We start from the raw sequence: 17,412 nt of genomic DNA, 5'->3' as shown, positions 1-17,412 counted from the left end.
TCATTTTTCCGCAGGGGCGTCTAATCCGAAATCAGGTCTCTCATACGATCCGGTAATCTTCACCGGGACTGTTGCGCCATTCTTGTTCTTCTTCTTCGCCAGTTCTACGACCTTCATGAGGAACGCCTTGAAACCCGTCGTTGCGTCCGAAAGGTTCGCGTCGGTGTGAAGCATTCCGTGCAGGTCCACGGCGTGGGTCTCCAGTTTGTATGTGCCATGCAGGGCAGCGCTCGCCCCGGGGATACTGATGTCGAGGCGGGAGAAGTTCGCGGTTCCGCCGGCGAGGTTCACATCCCCTGAAAGGTCCGTCATTACGGGAGGGGGATCGTCGTCTTTTGTATTTCCCTGGGCTCGTTGACTGAGATCGCTCACTTTTTGTTCCGTTTGTTGTTTGCTGAATTTCGAGCCACGGATGCCGAAATGCGCCGTGGCCTGGAGTCGTTCTTCAAAGGGCTTCTTATCTGGAGGTAATTGCACGCTCATGTCGAAGCGCGTCGCCCCTTGTAATGGCGGCTTCGAATGTGTGAACAGAACCATCAGATCCTGGATGCGCGCCTCCTGTGAAGCGATATGGAGGGTCAGGCGTTTCCCGTTCGCATCCGGTACTTCCTCGAGTTTGCCCGTCGCGATCAATTTCGTTTCCCCGAGAAGCGCATGCACCGGCTGAAACTGGACGTCGCCATTGGTTCCATCAACCACCGCCGTGAAGTCAGTATTCAGGGGGATGGTGTGATGGGTTGCCTTCGTGCCGAAGTCCGGAACATTCGTAGTCGCATTGACGGTCAGGCCCTCTAACTGGCCTTCAAATTGACCTTGAGCGGAAAGCGTTCCCATCAACGCGTGGAACTTGGATAAGTCCGCGTTCTTCATCGTAAAGCGACCTTTCAATTGTGCCTTGCCGATCGCATCGCCGGTGAGAGGCCCGAACACTCCATCGACGTTCACTTCGGCAGGAGGCACTGGAATCCGCAACACCGCGTTGAAGTGGATTGCCTCACCGGGCGCGAATGATTTCAGGATTACGTCGTAAATAGCAAACGTTCGCGGTTCTTTCTCTGGGTTCTTACGAGCGAAAACAATCTGCGAATTGCGCGCTTCGACCTGGTCAAATTTGATGCCACTTGGCACCCCAACCCTCTGCGGCCGCACGTCGTTTTGGCCTCCCGATGATTCTGGATTCTGGGGAGGGAAAGCGATGCGCATGCCTTCGAGGCTCAGCATCCGAATATGCTTCTCGCTCCCGATCAAACCGGAATAGAGGCCGCTGACCGTCACTTTCTGCACTGTAATTTTCGGGTGAGCAGGATCGGAGTTTGTGAGCGTCAGGTTCTCCGCCACGCAACCGGGATGCGGGAAGAACGTCTGATGGAACCGGCCAATCTCGACTCGAGAGCCGGTCGCATCTTCGAGTCGTCTGATGAGTTCTGCTTTGCGATAGGGCCATCGTGGGGCCACATACAATGCCGTTCCTGCGGTCACGAGCAGAATTACGGCGCAACACAGCAGAAGCCACTTGGCTTTGGTGAGGGTAGGAAGTGAGCGCATATCAATGAATCAGGTCCACTCGATACGATGCATCAGAATGTGGTTTCAGCTCTCCTGTCTTGGGCGGCCACTTTGAAAGTTCGTTTACGAATTTCTATCGTTCGTGGCACAACCTCTCGGCTACCATGTGAAACCGACATGGAAACCGCGGAAATCGTCATCATTGGCGGAGGCATCGTCGGCTCCAGCATCGCCTGGCACTTAACCGAAGCCGGTGTGACCGACGTGGTAGTTCTTGAGCGCGAGACGCAGCAGGGCAAAGGCTCTACCGGGAAAAGTATGGGCGGGGTACGCGCCCAGTTTTCCACCGACGTCAACATCCGCATGTCGCTCTATTCGATTCCGTTTTACGCCGAGTTCGACGAGCGCCTCGGCAATCCTGCGGGTTATCGTCCCCAAGGATATTTGTTTCTGGCGACGAAGCCCGCGCACCTGGATTACCTGAAGGCGAACCAGGAGAAACAGATCGCGTTGGGATTGAAAACGGCGCGCATGGTTTCTGGCGATGAGATCGCATCAGAGTATCCGCTACTTCGCACCGACGATGTTCTCGGCGGCGCGTTCTGTTCGACCGACGGCTTCGTCGATCCATACAGCGCGATGTGCGGATTCAGCGCGAGTGCCTGCGATCGTGGAGTGCGGGTGTGGAAACACGCGGAGGTCATCGCGATCCATCGCGACGCGAACGGTGTTTGCGAAATTGAAACCACGCGTGGATCAATTGCAACCCGCAAAGCTGTGAACGCCGCCGGAGCTTGGGCCGCATCGGTTGCGAAACTCTGCAACCTTGATTTGCCCGTCGAGCCCCTGCGCCGCATGCTGCTGCCGACCGAACCGTTCGCTGACTATCCGCATCGTGCGCCGATGACCATCGATATGAGCAACGGCTTCCACTTCAGGCCGGAGAGCCTCGGGTTTCTGCTTGCATGGGCCGACCCCCAGGAGACGCGCAGCTTCGATACCAACTTCGATCCAACGTTCGTCGAGAAGGTACTTACGCTGGCGGCCGATCGCGTCCCGTGTTTTGAGAACCTCGCCATCAATCCCAAGCGCGGGTGGGCCGGTTTGTACGAGATGACGCCGGACCATCATCCGATCCTCGGGGAAGCGCCCGGAGTTCCCGGCTTCTACCTTGCCAACGGGTTCAGTGGTCACGGCGTGATGCATGCACCCGCGACCGGCAAGATTCTCTCCGACCTGCTGCTGAATGGCAGAACCGAGTTGATCGATGCAGAGTTGCTCTCGCTATCGCGCTTTGCCGAAGACCGCATGATCCACGAAACTGCAGTGCTTTAGCAGCAACCCTCGATCGTCACGATTGCAGCTGTTCATCCCGCGCTAATCGCGGTTCGTCCCGCGTTCCGGTCGTCTCGTTCAACTGTCTTTAACATGAACAACGGTGGTGGTTTGCAGTCGCCTGCCGGTGGATTTGGGCATATGATGTGGCAAATTCCGTGAAGCGCATACTCCTTAGATTAGGGCTCATTTTCGGCGCATGGACGGCGTTTGCACTCGTCGCAATCGTGAATGTATACCTCGTCCGCTCCAAGCTCGGCATGACTGCCGAGTTCTGGAAGACCGCCGCCGAAATCGTCCTGGAGTATTGGGTTTACGCGGCGCTCACGCCGCCTGTGCTGTACGTTGCACACCGCTTCCCATTCACCTCGAAGAACTGGCCGCAAACTGTCGTCGTCCACTTCGCCTGTTACATGGCATTTTCCTGGGCAGCGGTCGGTCTGGACGAGTTGCTCAAAGTCCCGATCATGTTGCCCAAGCAGTTCCAGGGTTCCACCGTCTGGTTCCGCTTTCTGCATACCTTCTACGACAGCCTCTGGATGTACGTGCCGCTAATCGCGCTCTCGGCGGCCTACGAGTACTACGCCCGCTTCACCGAACGCGATAAGCGCGCTGCCCAGCTGGAAGCCCAGCTCACCCGCGCCGAGCTGGAAGCCCTGCGAAACCAATTACATCCGCACTTCCTGTTCAATACCCTGAACTCTATCGCCAGCCTGATGCACGAGGACGTGCAGGGCGCCGACGACATGATCGCCGACCTCAGCTATATGCTGCGCGCTTATCTGCGGGACACCAATGAGCAGGAAATATCTTTGCGGCAAGAATTGGACCTTTTGGAGACCTATTTACGTATCCAGAAGAGGCGGTTTGAGGACCAGCTGAGCTATACCATCGACGTCGCGGAAACCTTGTACAACGCCGCGGTGCCGACGCTCTTGCTGCAGCCTTTCGTGGAGAACGCGATTCTCCACGGGATTGCCCCGAGCTGCTCGCCGGGCCACGTAACGGTTTCCGCGCGCCAGCTTGGCGGACACCTGATGCTTACAGTGTTTGACGACGGTGTCGGCTTTACGCCGGGCGAAATGGAAGGGATCGGTGTAAGCAATAGCCGGTCGAGATTGAAGCAGTTATACGGCGAAGACCAGAAAGTTGAATTGGTCAGCGCCCCAGGCCAAGGAACGACTGTAACGGTGAGGTTGCCGTTCCAGTTCATTTTGCCGAATGCAGGGAGCATGGTCGATGAAGATCCGAACCTTGATCGTGGACGACGAACCTCTGGCAAGACGACGAATACTGTCTCTACTTCAGCCTGACCCGTCGTTCGACATTCTCGGCGAGTGCGGGAATGGCAAAGACGCAGCGGACAAGATCTGCGAACTCAAGCCTGACCTCGTCTTTCTCGACGTGCAGATGCCAAAGCTCGACGGCTTCGGTGTGCTCGAGGCGGTTGCGACCACTCACCTCCCACAAATCATTTTTGTTACAGCTTTCGACCAGTACGCGGTGAAGGCCTTCGACGCCCACGCGGTCGACTATCTCCTCAAGCCTTTTAAGCAGGAGCGTTTTATGGATGCGGTTTTACGGGCCAAGGCACAATTCCAGCAAGCCGCCGCGCCGGTGAACGGGAATGCGCCGGAAGAGAACAACAAGCTGCTGTCGCTGTTGCGGCACGTGAATACCGATAGCGATCGTCTGGTGGTGCGCAGTGGCGGCAAGGTTGTCTTCCTGCGCGCATCTGAAGTCGAGTGGATCGAAGCGGCGGCGAACTACATCAAGCTGTACTCGCAGCAAAGGGTGTTCACTGTCCGCGAGAAGATCAGCTCGCTGGAAGAAGCGCTGCCGAATGGGAAGTTCATGCGCATTCATCGCTCGGTGATCGTGAATTTGAGCATGGTGCAGGAGATCCAGCCATGTGGCGGCGGCGAGTTCGTGGTCATCCTGCGCAACGGACGCGAACTGCCACTGGGACGCACCTATCGCTCGAAGATTGACGAGCTAGTACACCAACTTAGGTAACCAAGACCCCGCATCCATCAAGGCGTTCGCACTTGCGAGCGCCTTCACGTTTTGGCCGCAACAGCAGGTACTCTCTTCCGTCGCTAGGTAAGTCTTGCATAGCGCCCGTGTCTCGGACATTCCGCCCCTTCCAGAACAACGCCTTACTCATCTGTAGGTTGTGAACTCCGGCTTATTGGCATGGGAGTTGCACTTGTTTGAGGTGCTCACCCCTTCGGAGGCACCATGGAAGACTACACAGCGCCCGCAACCACCCAGACCTGGCACATGAAAGCCATCGCCGCTGCGCTCGGCGTCGGACTGATCGGATTTGGCGGTTATGCCGCTCACGAACACAGCGCGGCCAAGCAGGCCGAACAGAACAGCGCCCAGGTGAACCAGTCGCTGCAGACGACCAATGCGCAAGTGTCGCAACTGACGGCGAAGCTCAATGACATTGAGACCGAGCGCCAGGCCGAAGCCGCTAAGCAGCAGCAGATCGCCGAAGAGCAAGAGCAAGCGCGCGCTGCACGGAAGACCGGCGTCAAGACGTCGGCAGGGAAGACCATGCGCCGCGACGATCCGCGCTTTAAGAAGATGCAGGATCAGTTGGACGCACAGCAGGCAGCGCTCAACTCGACCAACCAGAATCTCGATAGCGCGAAGACAGAGCTAAGTGGCTCGATCGCACACACTCACGATGAGCTCGTGGTGCTGCAGAAGAAGGGCGAGCGCAACTACTTCGAATTTGATCTGACCAAGGACAAGAGCTTCCATCACCAGGGACCGCTGGGCGTGCGCCTGCGCAAGGCCAACGTGAAGCACCAGTACGCCGACCTCGAGTTGCTTGTGGATGACCGCTCGCTGACGCAGAAGCACGTGAACCTGCTGCAGCCGACGATCTTCTACGCCGCCGACAGCGAGGCGCCAGTCGAGATCGTGATCAACAGCATCAGCAAGGACCACATCCACGGCTATGTGAGCGCGCCGAAGTATCGCCGCTCCGAGTTGGCCTCGACCCAGGCGCAGACCACCACACCGGTGGACAACAACGCGAATGGCGCACCAAGTTTGAAGGCCCGTAACGGAAACCCGAACTAGTTTTCTCTCCCAGGCTTCGTTGTGTTCTCCACCCTGCGGCAAAACCGCAGGGCTTTTTCTTTGCCGCCGATTTGCTGATTCGGTTATCGGTACAGAATAATGAGAGGTGATGCGAAAGCGCCCTCGCTCTTCTGAACCCGACTATGCGCCGCGCGTGCAGAAACTCGACCACGCACTCTGCGGACTCAAACTCGACTCCATCCTGATCACGCATCTGCCGAACATCCGCTATCTTTGCGGATTCACCGGCAGCAATGGACTGCTGCTGTCGATCCGCGGCAAGCGCACGTTCTTCACCGACGGGCGCTACACCGAGCAGGCGGAGCAGGAGGTGACGGGCACGAGGGTCGTGGTGCCGAAAGGGAGCCTGATCGCCGAGGCAGCAAAGCTAATCGCCGCGAGCAAGATCACGCGGCTAGGTTTCGAAGCCGATCGCACCACCGTGACCAGAGAGCAGGCCATCAAGAAGGCGCTCCCGAAATCGGTAAAGCTGACGCCGACTGCGTCGGTCGTGGACCGCATTCGGATGGTCAAAGACGAGCACGAGCTGGCGCTGATCAAGGAAGCCGTGATCATGGGCGCCGACCTGCTGACTCCGGCGATCGAGACGATTCGCCCGGGCGTGAAGGAGTCCGAAGTCACGGCGGAGATTGAGTACGCCGCCCGGCGCTGGGGCGCCGAGGCCATGTCATTCGAGACCATTGTGGCGGCCGGCGTACGCAGCGCTTTGCCCCACGGACGGGCGTCTAACGCGTTGATTCCAAAGCGCGGATTCGTGATCCTAGACCTGGGTGTTATACTCCACGGTTACTGTTCGGACATGACCCGCACCGTACACGTCGGGTCAGTTCCGCGCCGTTCCCGCGAAATTTTCCAGGCAGTCCTGGACGCTCAACTAGCGGCAACGGCAGCCGTTAAGCCCGGAGCGACCGCTGGCGATGTGGATTTTGCTGCGCGGTCGGTATTGAAGCGAGCGAAGTTAGACCGCTACTTCATTCACTCGACGGGCCACGGGGTGGGGTTAGAGATCCACGAACAGCCGCGCATTGCGCGGGATCAAAAAGAAGTTCTCGAGCCGGGCATGGTGATTACGATCGAGCCCGGCGTTTATCTGCCCGGTGAGGGCGGTGTGCGGATTGAAGACATGGTTGTGGTGACCGAGCGAGGGCACCAGGTCCTGACGCCCGCCACCAAGGAACTGCTCGAGTTATAGAAGTAAAACGGCGCATCCGCGCCGTACGCACGGCAAGAACGTACTTGCGAACACTGCGGACGAGAGAATGAACCAGAAAGAAATCAAAGAACTCATCGAATTTCTAATTGAAAAGGACATCACCGAGTTTGAGTTGGAACGCGGGGATGTGAAGCTGCGCGTAAAACGCGGCGCGGAAACTCATGTTGTCGCGGCCCCGGTAATGCAAGCTGCGCCGATCATTACTTCGGCCCCGGTCGCGGCCCCAGCGCCCAGCGCTTCATCGGCCTCGAAGGCACCGGCTCCGGTGGCAGCACCGGCAGCGCCTCCGGCGGACGATGCCGACCTTCACTATGTGAAGTCGCCGATCGTGGGCACGTATTACGAATCGCCTTCGCCGGGATCGCCGCCGTTCATCAAGGTTGGTGATCGCGTGAAAGAAGGCCAGGTGCTTTGCATCGTGGAAGCAATGAAGCTGATGAACGAAATTGAAGCCGATGCCAGCGGCGAGATTGTGAAGATGCTGGTGTCGAATGGCGCGCCGGTGGAATACGGGATGCCGCTGTTCGCCATCCGTAAGTAGCCCGTGAGCGGAAAAGATACGGTTCCAATGTTTCGAAAGATATTAATTGCTAACCGCGGCGAAATCGCGCTGCGGGTGATTTGCGCCTGCAAGGAACTCGGCATCAAGACGGTCGCCATCTACAGCGAGGCCGACCGGAATTCCTTGCACGTGCGCTTTGCCGACGAAGCCATCTGCATCGGTCCGCCGCGCCTGGCGGACAGCTACCTGAATATCCCTGCCGTGATCAGCGCCGCTGAAATCGCGAACGTGGATGCGATCCATCCCGGCTACGGCCTGCTCAGCGAAAACGCGAACTTCGCGGAAGTGTGCCAGGCCTGCGGCATCGAGTTCATCGGCCCGAAGCCAGAGACCATTCGCCTGATGGGCGAAAAGGAAAAAGCTCGCGCTGCGATGAAGGAGCATGGGGTGCCGATCCTGCCCGGCTCCGATGGTGTGGTGGCGACCGAAGCCGAGGCGATGGAGTGGGCGAAGAAGATCGGCTTCCCGGTGATTGTGAAGGCAAAAGCGGGAGGCGGTGGACGCGGCATGCGCGTTATCCGCAGCGAAGAAGAACTTCCTGTCCATTTTGCTGCCGCAAGTTCAGAAGCAGCGTCGGCGTTCGGCAATGGCGATCTCTACATGGAAAAGTTTGTCGAGCGCCCGCGCCACATCGAGTTCCAGATACTCGCCGATTCGTACGGCAATGTGGTTTCGCTCGGCGAGCGCGAGTGTTCCATCCAGCGGCGTCACCAAAAGCTGTTGGAGGAAGCGCCAAGCACGCAGGTCACACCGGAGTTGCGCGCGGAAATCGGCGGCATCCTCGAGAAGACGCTGTCGAAGATCGGTTACATCAACGCGGGAACCATCGAGTTCCTGATGGATGAAGACCGAAAGCTGTACTTCATCGAGATGAACACCCGCATCCAGGTCGAACACCCGGTCACCGAGATGACAACGGACGTGGACCTGGTGAAAGGGCAGATCATGATCGCCGCGGGCGCGAAGCTCCAGGACGTTCTGATGGGGCCGATCGTCTTCCGCGGGCACGCCATCGAGTGCCGCATCAACGCGGAGCATCCGGAGAAGTTCACGCCATCTGCCGGAAAGATTACGGCGTTCCATACGCCGGGCGGCACGGGCGTGCGCGTCGATACGCACCAGTACGCCGAGGGCGTCATTCCGCCGTATTACGATTCGCTCATCGCAAAGCTGGTGGTGCGCGGAAAAGACCGCGACGAAGCGATCTCACGCATGGCGCGCGCGCTGGAGATGTTCATCGTCGAGGGCATTCACACCTCGATCCCGCTGCACCGCAAGATCATGGCTGACCCAGATTTCCGCGCCGGCAACTTCGATACGAAGTTCATGGAGCGCTTCATGACGCAGACCCACAAAAAGTAAATGGCTTCCGGGCTCAAACTGCCGAGGCTCTACGCAATTGTGGATGCCGACTGCTTTGGGCCCGAGCCGTCTCTCGCGACGTTAACGCATTTCGCCAAGGAACTCGTCGCCGGCGGCGTGACCCTGCTGCAATATCGCAACAAGCAGGGGAGCGCACGGGAGATCCTGTCGCACGCGCGCGAGTTGAAGCGGGCGCTGCCGCCGGAGGTCACGCTGTTGCTCAATGATCGCGCCGATCTGGCGATTGCCGCAGGATTTCACGGCGTTCACGTAGGCCAGGATGATCTTTCGCCCGAAGGTGCGCGGTTGGTGGTAGGGCCAGAGATGTTCGTCGGGACATCCACGCACAACCCCGAGCAGCTTCAGATTGCCGATAAGGCGACGGTGGACTATCTTGCGATCGGTCCGATCTTCGCGACCAAGAGCAAGATAAATCCTGATCCTGTGGTTGGCCTGGACAGGTTGAGAGCGGTGCGCAAGCTAACCAGCAAGCCGCTGGTCGCGATTGGGGGCATCACACGCGAGAACTGCCGATCGGTGATCGACGCTGGTGCGGATTCGGTAGCGGTGATTGCCGACCTGCTAGTTGATCCCCGACAAAGAGCGAGCGAGTTCCTCCAAATCCTTCATTCCTAATTGCCTCCATCTGTTACATTCCATTCACAGTTTCGTCCTGATGATGTACATTCTTGCGAAACGTCTCCCAGAGCTCGGGTTTGCACGATGGGTTCCACCGCAGCCGGAGAGATATGCCTGACCGCAGCGAGGCACCCGATTTGAGCACGCAAGCACAGGTTCGCAGTACCGCAGCGAAAGACGAAGGCTTCATCCAGGGGCTTGGCCTGACCAGTGCAACCACGCTGGTCATGGGCTCGATGATCGGTTCGGGCGTTTACATTGTCGCGGCCGACATCACGCGGCTTGTGCAGTCGCCAGCGCTGCTCATCGGCGCCTGGCTGGTGACGGGCTTTATGACCATCACCGCAGCTCTGGCCTACGGCGAACTCGCGGCAATGATGCCCAAGGCCGGCGGTCAATACGTTTATCTGCGCGAAGCACTGGGCCCGCTCACAGGCTTCCTCTATGGATGGACGCTGTTCATGGTCATCCAGACGGGCACGATTGCCGCCGTGGGTGTGGCGTTTGGCAAGTTTCTCGGTATCTTCTTTCCTTCGATCTCTTCTTCGCACTGGATCTGGCACATCGCGCATGTGCCGCCCATCCACATCGGCCCCATGGTTTTAGGCAACATGGATGTCGGTCTTAACACGCAGAACCTGATGGGAATTCTTACCATCATCTTTTTGTCGGTTCTGAACGTGTATGGCGTGAAGCTCGGCGCGCTGGTGCAGAACGTATTCACGTTCGCGAAGACCGCGGCGCTGCTGGGCCTCGTAGTGCTCGGCATCACGATTGGCCGAACCGCCGAAGCGATGGCCGCGAATTTCCACGGGCATTTCTTCGAAGGCGCAGGATGGACCTCGGTACACCCAGTCCAAGTGGGCGTCGGCGGCCCCATGGCGCTGGTCATCACCGTGACAGTCCTCGCGGTGGCGCAGGTGGGCTCGCTGTTCTCCGCCGATGCATGGAACAACGTGACCTTTACCGCCGGCGAAGTGAAGAATCCTCAGCGCAATCTGCCGCTGTCGCTCGCCATCGGCACCGGCGCAGTGATCCTGCTCTACTGCCTCGCAAACTTTGTTTACCTGCTGGTGCTGCCGATGGTCGGCGATCCGAACGGAACCACGGTTCTCGCTCGCGGTATCCAGCATGCGACGGAAGACCGCGTCGCCACTGCTGTCATGCAGCAGATCTTCGGCGCGGCGGGCGCGGCGATCATGGCAGTACTGATCCTGATCTCGACCTTCGGCTGCAACAATGGGCTGATTCTCTCCGGCGCGCGCGTTTATTACGCGATGGCCAAGGATGGGCTCTTCTTCAAGAGCGCCGGCAAGCTGCATCCGGAACACAAGACGCCAGCGGCGTCGCTGTTCGTGCAATGCATCTGGTGCTGCATCCTGTGCGTGTCGGGCAGTTACGGGCAGTTGCTCGATTACATCGTCTTCGCGGTGCTGATCTTCTACATCCTGACGATCGTTGCGCTGTTCGTGCTGCGCTTGAAAAAGCCGGATGTGCCGCGCCCCTATCGGGCGATTGGTTATCCGATATTGCCGGCTATCTATATTTTGATGGCGCTCTTCATTGATATAGTCTTGTTGCTTTACAAGCCCCAGTACACGTGGCCGGGGCTGATCATCGTGCTGTTGGGAATTCCCGTGTATTTCATCTGGTCGCGCGTGAACCGGGCGACCGCGTAGTTCAGGTCCTCATAGGAGATACTCTGCGAATGGATCTACTCGCAACAAAACCACTTGATGTGCTGATGTCGGAAGCGTCTGAAACGGGTGAGCACAGCTTGAAGCGTGCCCTCGGCCCGGTGAATCTTATGATGCTGGGCGTCGGCGCAATTATCGGCGCCGGCATTTTTGTGCTCACGGGTGCAGCGGCCGCGCAGTTTGCCGGTCCCGCCATCGTCTTTTCGTACATTCTTGCCGGCATCGCCTGCGTATTTGCCGGCTTGTGTTATGCGGAATTTGCGTCCCTCATTCCAATCGCCGGATCGGCGTACACCTACGGTTACGCGACGCTGGGCGAGATTTTCGCGTGGATCATCGGCTGGGATTTGGTGCTGGAATACGCGTTCGGTGCTGCCACCGTGGCCTCCGGATGGAGTAGCACGCTGGTTGCGTTCCTGCAGGACTATGGAGTGAGTTTGCCGCCGCGTATTTGCGATGTGCACGGCTCGATTTGGGTGCAATACCAGGGACGGTGGTCCCCGTTGGCGACGGTGCAGTCGGTACTTGATACCGCTCATATCGACTACCACACGCTGCCGAACGTGGTTTGCATTTTCAATCTCATCGCGTTCCTTGCAATTCTCGCGGTTACGACTCTGCTTGTGATTGGCATTAAAGAATCAGCGAATTTCAATACCGGCGTCGTGTTTGTGAAGTTGTTCGCTGTGCTCGTGTTTATCGGAGTAGCCGGCGCGTTCGTCATCAAGAATCCAACGGTTGCCCAGGCCAACTGGCATCCCTTCCTCGCTTTCGGCTGGGCAGGCGTTATTCGTGCCGCTGGCGTGGTCTTCTTCGCCTACATCGGGTTCGACGCCGTTTCAACGGCGGCGCAAGAAGCGAAGAACCCGCAGCGCGATATGCCGATCGGCATTCTCGGCTCACTGATTATCTGCACCGTTCTCTACATTCTCGTATCCGGATTACTGACTGGCGTGGTGCACTACGACCGCCTGAACATCGGCGCGCCCGTTTCGCTGGCGATCCGCGAGACCGGCAGAAAATGGGGTAGCTACATTGTGAATGCCGGAGCTCTCGCTGGGCTGAGCACGGTGATGTTGGTGATGTTGCTCGGCCAATCGCGCGTGTTCTATTCCATGGCGCATGATGGCTTGCTCTGGAAATGGGCGGGCGAAATCCACCCGAAGCTGCGCACTCCATGGAAGTCGACGATCGTGGTCGGTATCTGCGTCGCGTTCTTCGGGGCCACGATTCCAATCGGGGATCTCGGTACGCTCGTTAGCATCGGAACCCTGCTCGCATTTGTGATCGTGTGTGCGGGCATCATGATTCTGCGCAAGCGACGCCCAGACTTACCTCGTCCTTTCAAAACCCCGCTGGTTCCACTGGTACCGATTCTCGGAATACTGACTTCGCTCCTGATGATGGTGTTTCTGCCGCTCGTGACCTGGATCCGTCTGGTGGTGTGGTTGCTTATCGGATTCATCATCTATTTCACTTACGGTCGCAAGCACAGCAAGGTCCAGGCGATGCAGAAGAAATAAGTTCCCCGTAGTGCCCCAGGACCCTCCCTTCGGGGAGGGTTCCTTATTTACCCGCAATTTGACACTGCGTCGAGGATGCAGAGCGCACTACAATCGCGGTGACCGATGACTGCACTTCGCAATCTGAAGCTGATCGCTGCCGCGCTTGTGTTGATCGTGCTCGTCGGCATGGTGGGCTTTCATTTCATCGAGGGCTGGCCCTGGTTTGATGGCTTCTACATGACCATCACTACCCTCACCACCATCGGCTACATGGAGACGCATCCGCTCTCCCACGCCGGACGCGTTTTCAATAGCGTGCTCATGCTGGTAGGCGTGGGGACGGTGTTTCTCGCCATCGGGTCGCTGACGCAGGCTTTGCTAGAATTCGAGCTTCAGTCGGTGTTCGGAAGGAAGCGTATGGAACGCGAAATTTCGCGACTGACGGGCCATTACATCATCTGCGGCGCAGGCCGAGTGGGACGCAGCGTAGCGCGCGAATTTGGCCGCAAGCCCGCTCCGTTCGTCATCGTGGAGAACAAGCGCGAAAAGATCGACCGCTACGCTTCTGAGGGCTGGCTGAGCCTTGAAGGCGATGCAACGCAGGAGCGGACCCTGGAAGAGGCCGGCATCGCCCGTGCCAAAGGGTTAGTCGCGGCAACGACTGCTGACGCGACAAATATCTACATTGTGCTGACCGCACGGGCGATGAATCCCAACCTCAAGATCATTGCCCGCGCCAGTGAGGACTCTGCGGAGAAGCACCTGCGCACCGCCGGCGCGGACAACGTGATCTCACCGTATTTGTTTGCTGGATCGCGGATTGCCCAAACACTCATGCGACCGGGTGTGATGAACTTCTTCGACGCCGCGCACGGGCACCTGGGCATGGACCTCGAGATGGACGAGATCCCCGTGACCAGCGGCTCGCGATTGGCAGGCAAAACCATCGCGACTTCGGGCATCCGTCAGGAGACCGGCGTGATTGTGCTCGCGATTCATCGCAAAGATGGCATGCGCTTCAATCCCACCTCCGACGACGTGATCCAGGCGGGCGATTCGTTGATCGCGATGGGCGATCCCGAAAAGCTCAGGATCCTGGAGCAGGCGGCCGCTGCGAAATGAAGATCGTCACCGCACAGGAAATGCGCGACATCGATCGCATTACGACCGAGCGCTACGGCGTGCCGTCGCTGACGCTGATGGAGAACGCCGGGCGCGCGGCAGCAGAGATGGTTGTGGAGAATTACCCCGAGGCCAGGTCCATTGCCGTGGTGTGCGGGAAGGGAAATAACGGCGGTGATGGCTTCGTAGCGGCGCGGCATCTGCATAAGATGGACCGCGGGGTCGAGGTGCTGCTGCTTGCTGATCCAGAGGGCTTGCGTGGCGATGCAGCGGAGATGTATCGGCAGCTTGGGTTCGCTGCGACGATCGTGAAATCGGAAGAGACGATCTCATCCAATTTGCAGCGCGCGTTTGCAGAAGCCGACGTGATTCTCGATGCGGTGCTCGGCACGGGATTCAAGCCACCAGTCTCGCCGTTGTACGCGAAGGCAATCGCCGCGATGAACGCGAGCAAATTGCCGATCGTCGCTGTGGATGTGCCATCTGGAGCGGACTCCGACGGTATGCAGCCGCAGTCGGGCGAGGCGATTGCGCGCGCCGATGCAGCGGTAACTTTCACCGCGCCCAAACCGGTTCACGTGTTCGGCGATCTGGTTCGCGGAAAGACTGTGGTTGCACCGATTGGTTCTCCCGACGAAGCCATTGTCAGCAATCTGGGTCTGAACGTAATCACGCCGGCTGACTATGCGGCCGTGCTGGCCGCTCGGCCGCTCAACAGCAACAAGGGAATGTACGGCCACGCGCTGATCGTGGCGGGATCGTTTGGAAAATCCGGCGCAGCGGCGATGGCGGGTATGGCGTGTCTGCGCGCTGGTGCCGGGCTCGCGACCGTGGCAACGCCGAAGTCGGTGCTCACCAGCGTGGCGTCCTACGCGCCGGAGTTGATGACTGAGTCGCTCGCCGAGACCGCGGACGGCACGATCTGCGAAGCCGCGATTTGGGCCATTCAGGAACTCGCGAAGAAGATGACAGTACTTGCGATTGGACCCGGGCTGACGCAGAACGCTGAGACCATCCAGGTCGTACGAGAGCTCGTGCGAGCCAGCGAAAAGCCCATGGTGATTGATGCCGACGGGCTGAATGCGCTCGTCGATCAAACCGAGGTTCTGAAAGATGCGAAGGCAGCCACGATCATCACCCCGCACCCCGGTGAGATGTCGCGGTTGTGTGGGATAAGTACGAAAGAGGTCCAAGCCGACCGCGTAGGAATCGCAAAGAACTTCGCTGCATCTCGTTATACGATCGTTGTGCTCAAGGGAGATAAGACCGTCATCGCCGCGCCTTCGGGAGAAACGTGGATCAACTGCACCGGCAATCCCGGCATGGCAACCGGAGGCACTGGCGACGTGCTTACCGGTATCCTCACCGGCCTGCTGGCGCAACATCCGCAGGATCCGCTGCTGTGCGCGATTGCGGCGGTACATCTCCACGGGATGGCCGGCGACCTTGGCCGCGATAGGGTTGGTGAGATTTCCCTGATTGCCACCGACTTGATCCATGCCCTGTCTGGGGCATTCGAGCGCGCGAAAAAGAGTTTGCAGAAGCCCTGGGTTCCCCTAAATTAGAGACGAGCCATGAGCACTCGCGAGTACCTGACGCATTCGGCTGAAGAGACCATCGCCCTGGGGCGGACCCTCGCGTCAGATCTCAAAGGGCTCCACCTCGTCCTGCTGCAAGGCGACCTCGGCACGGGCAAGACCACGCTGGTGAAGGGAATTGCGGCGGGCCTGAAAGCTGCGGAGTCGCACGACGTTACCAGCCCCACCTATACGCTCATCCACGAGTATCACGGTGAAGAGATCAACGTTTATCACATCGATCTCTATCGCGTAGAGAAGCGTCGTGAACTGGATACACTGGGCGTCGAAGAATTGCTTACAGAGGAAAACAGCCTGTTGCTGGTGGAGTGGGGCGAGAAGTTCGCGCAGATCGTCTCCGCGGCCGATGGGACGATCGTGATTACGCGGGTGAACGATCAGGAGCGGAAGATCAAGTTCACGAAGAAGTAGCTCAGGGCCGCGTCGAGTTCAATTCGTACAGGTAACCCTTCTCAAAAGACCTGCGCGTTGCAATGAATTCCGCGTCGCGTGCATACTTCCGAAAGTGTTCGACGTCCTTCGGGTCCCATGTGACGCTGTTCACCGCCGCCTTCTCCAGGTGCCACGCCTCAGCCTCTGAATAGACGACCTTGCCATCCTTCATGAAGACGGCAGCCGGCGACATTTCCTTGTATTGCGGAAACGGAGCGTGGAGGACCTTTTCAATGTCAGAGCGTGAGGCATGGTCGTCGAAGACATGGGCTTCGTCCCATTCGAACGAAGTCACGTCCTTCAGTTGAATGAGGCATTCGGCCTTCGCATCGCAGGCGTCGATGTTCGCGCTGATTCGTCGTTCGAGTTTCCCTGGAGTCTGATATTCGCCGGAGTCCGTGCGAATGTCGCGGTAGATGAACAGGCCTGCGCATCCGCCAAGAGCAATCGCAACCAACCCTGCCCATAGCCAGACGCGTTTCATCGCAGCCTAGAACGCCATAATATTAATCCCTGCGTCCACGTAGATCGTTTCGCCGGTAATCCCGCGCGCCCCGCGGGTGCAGAGGAAAGCAGCGGTGTCGGCGACCTCGTTCTGATCGATATTGCGCTTTAATGGCGCCTTCTCGTTCACTTCTTTCAGAATTTCTCCAAAGCTGCCTATGCCTCGCGCCGCGAGCGTTTTGATCGGCCCGGCGGAGATGGCGTTCACGCGGATATTGTTCCCCCCAAGATCGTAGGCGAGATAGCGCACCGTGCACTCGAGCGCGGCCTTTGCCACGCCCATGATGTTGTAGTACGGCACCACGCGAGTCGAACCGTAGTAGGTCAGTGTCACGATGCTGCCGCCTTCGGTCATAAGCGGCTGCGCGGCACGGGAGATAGCGATCAGCGAGTAGCAGCTCACGTCGTGGGCGATGCGGAAGCCTTCGCGGCTGGTGTCTTTGAAGCGGCCCTTGAGATCTTCGGCGGGCGCGTAGGCAACGCTGTGGACGACGTGGTCGATCTTCCCGTATTTGTCTTTAAGCGTGGCGAAGAGCTGTTCGATTTCGGCGTCGCTGGAGACGTCGCACTGGAAGCCCTCGGCGTTGGGGAGGGCGTGGATCATGTCTTCGGCTTCCTGGCGCAGGCGATCGTTTTGATACGTAATGGCGAGTCGCGCGCCCTCGGATTGCAGCTTCTGGGCTATGGCCCACGCGATGCTGCGCTTATTGGCTACGCCGAAAACTACGGCCGTCTGACCTTCCAGTGAGTTTCCCAAATCCAATGCCCCCACGGTGAAAAGCGTCGCTCGGGACGCAATTGTAGAGAATACCAGACCACA

The 17,412-nt window shown here is 58.6% G+C and carries 16 protein-coding genes; 13 read left to right on the top strand and 3 right to left on the bottom strand.

The window, feature by feature from the left end:
• Complete coding sequence (locus tag ACID345_RS17010) at positions 1-1,545, bottom strand: AsmA family protein (protein ID WP_011524094.1); 1,545 nt, start codon at positions 1,543-1,545, stop codon at positions 1-3.
• A 138-nt stretch (positions 1,546-1,683) separates the two neighbouring features.
• Between ACID345_RS17010 and ACID345_RS17005 the strand changes: the two genes are divergently transcribed.
• The 13 genes from ACID345_RS17005 (at position 1,684) to tsaE (ending at position 16,067) form a co-directional block, all read left to right on the top strand.
• The gene (locus ACID345_RS17005) at positions 1,684-2,841 is read left to right on the top strand and encodes an NAD(P)/FAD-dependent oxidoreductase (protein ID WP_011524093.1); all 1,158 of its coding nucleotides are present in this window, start codon (positions 1,684-1,686) and stop codon (positions 2,839-2,841) included.
• Between the two features lie 158 nt (positions 2,842-2,999).
• The gene (locus tag ACID345_RS25715) at positions 3,000-4,154 is read left to right on the top strand and encodes a sensor histidine kinase (RefSeq protein ID WP_049761951.1); all 1,155 of its coding nucleotides are present in this window, start codon (positions 3,000-3,002) and stop codon (positions 4,152-4,154) included.
• Positions 4,081-4,857, top strand: coding sequence for a LytR/AlgR family response regulator transcription factor (locus tag ACID345_RS16995; protein WP_011524091.1), 777 nt, complete (start codon positions 4,081-4,083; stop codon positions 4,855-4,857). The genes ACID345_RS25715 and ACID345_RS16995 overlap by 74 nt, the downstream gene beginning before the upstream one ends.
• Positions 4,858-5,082: 225 nt before the next feature.
• Positions 5,083-5,937: a hypothetical protein gene (locus ACID345_RS16990; protein WP_011524090.1), complete on the top strand. Its 855-nt coding sequence runs from the start codon at positions 5,083-5,085 to the stop codon at positions 5,935-5,937.
• 109 nt (positions 5,938-6,046) lie between these two features.
• Positions 6,047-7,150: a M24 family metallopeptidase gene (locus ACID345_RS16985; RefSeq protein WP_011524089.1), complete on the top strand. Its 1,104-nt coding sequence runs from the start codon at positions 6,047-6,049 to the stop codon at positions 7,148-7,150.
• 67 nt (positions 7,151-7,217) lie between these two features.
• Positions 7,218-7,712 (top strand): acetyl-CoA carboxylase biotin carboxyl carrier protein, encoded by a 495-nt coding sequence (accB, locus tag ACID345_RS16980; protein WP_011524088.1) that lies wholly within the window; start codon positions 7,218-7,220, stop codon positions 7,710-7,712.
• Positions 7,713-7,739: 27 nt separating this feature from the next.
• On the top strand, positions 7,740-9,095 hold the full coding sequence (gene accC, locus ACID345_RS16975) for an acetyl-CoA carboxylase biotin carboxylase subunit (RefSeq protein ID WP_011524087.1): 1,356 nt from the start codon (positions 7,740-7,742) through the stop codon (positions 9,093-9,095).
• Positions 9,096-9,731 (top strand): thiamine phosphate synthase, encoded by a 636-nt coding sequence (gene thiE, locus ACID345_RS16970; RefSeq protein ID WP_011524086.1) that lies wholly within the window; start codon positions 9,096-9,098, stop codon positions 9,729-9,731. It abuts the gene before it with no gap.
• 113 nt (positions 9,732-9,844) lie between these two features.
• The gene (locus ACID345_RS16965) at positions 9,845-11,413 is read left to right on the top strand and encodes an APC family permease (RefSeq protein WP_011524085.1); all 1,569 of its coding nucleotides are present in this window, start codon (positions 9,845-9,847) and stop codon (positions 11,411-11,413) included.
• A 29-nt stretch (positions 11,414-11,442) separates the two neighbouring features.
• Positions 11,443-12,954, top strand: a complete 1,512-nt coding sequence (locus tag ACID345_RS16960) for an amino acid permease (protein ID WP_011524084.1) — start codon at positions 11,443-11,445, stop codon at positions 12,952-12,954.
• Between the two features lie 105 nt (positions 12,955-13,059).
• Positions 13,060-14,058, top strand: a complete 999-nt coding sequence (locus tag ACID345_RS16955; protein WP_011524083.1) for a potassium channel family protein — start codon at positions 13,060-13,062, stop codon at positions 14,056-14,058.
• The gene (locus ACID345_RS16950; RefSeq protein WP_011524082.1) at positions 14,055-15,623 is read left to right on the top strand and encodes a bifunctional ADP-dependent NAD(P)H-hydrate dehydratase/NAD(P)H-hydrate epimerase; all 1,569 of its coding nucleotides are present in this window, start codon (positions 14,055-14,057) and stop codon (positions 15,621-15,623) included. The genes ACID345_RS16955 and ACID345_RS16950 overlap by 4 nt, the downstream gene beginning before the upstream one ends.
• Before the next feature lie 9 nt (positions 15,624-15,632).
• Positions 15,633-16,067, top strand: a complete 435-nt coding sequence (gene tsaE / locus ACID345_RS16945) for a tRNA (adenosine(37)-N6)-threonylcarbamoyltransferase complex ATPase subunit type 1 TsaE (protein ID WP_011524081.1) — start codon at positions 15,633-15,635, stop codon at positions 16,065-16,067.
• A 1-nt stretch (position 16,068) separates the two neighbouring features.
• Here tsaE and ACID345_RS16940 read toward each other — a convergent pair whose 3' ends face one another.
• Positions 16,069-16,572, bottom strand: a complete 504-nt coding sequence (locus ACID345_RS16940) for a hypothetical protein (RefSeq protein WP_011524080.1) — start codon at positions 16,570-16,572, stop codon at positions 16,069-16,071.
• A 6-nt stretch (positions 16,573-16,578) separates the two neighbouring features.
• Complete coding sequence (locus ACID345_RS16935; protein ID WP_011524079.1) at positions 16,579-17,349, bottom strand: enoyl-ACP reductase FabI; 771 nt, start codon at positions 17,347-17,349, stop codon at positions 16,579-16,581.
• Between the last annotated feature and the right edge of the window lie 63 nt (positions 17,350-17,412).

It is taken from the genome of Candidatus Koribacter versatilis Ellin345 (assembly GCF_000014005.1).
Classification (GTDB): domain Bacteria; phylum Acidobacteriota; class Terriglobia; order Terriglobales; family Acidobacteriaceae; genus Korobacter; species Korobacter versatilis_A.
The sequence above is the reverse complement of the archived record's forward strand: the minus strand, read 5'-3'. Positions and strand labels throughout refer to the sequence as shown.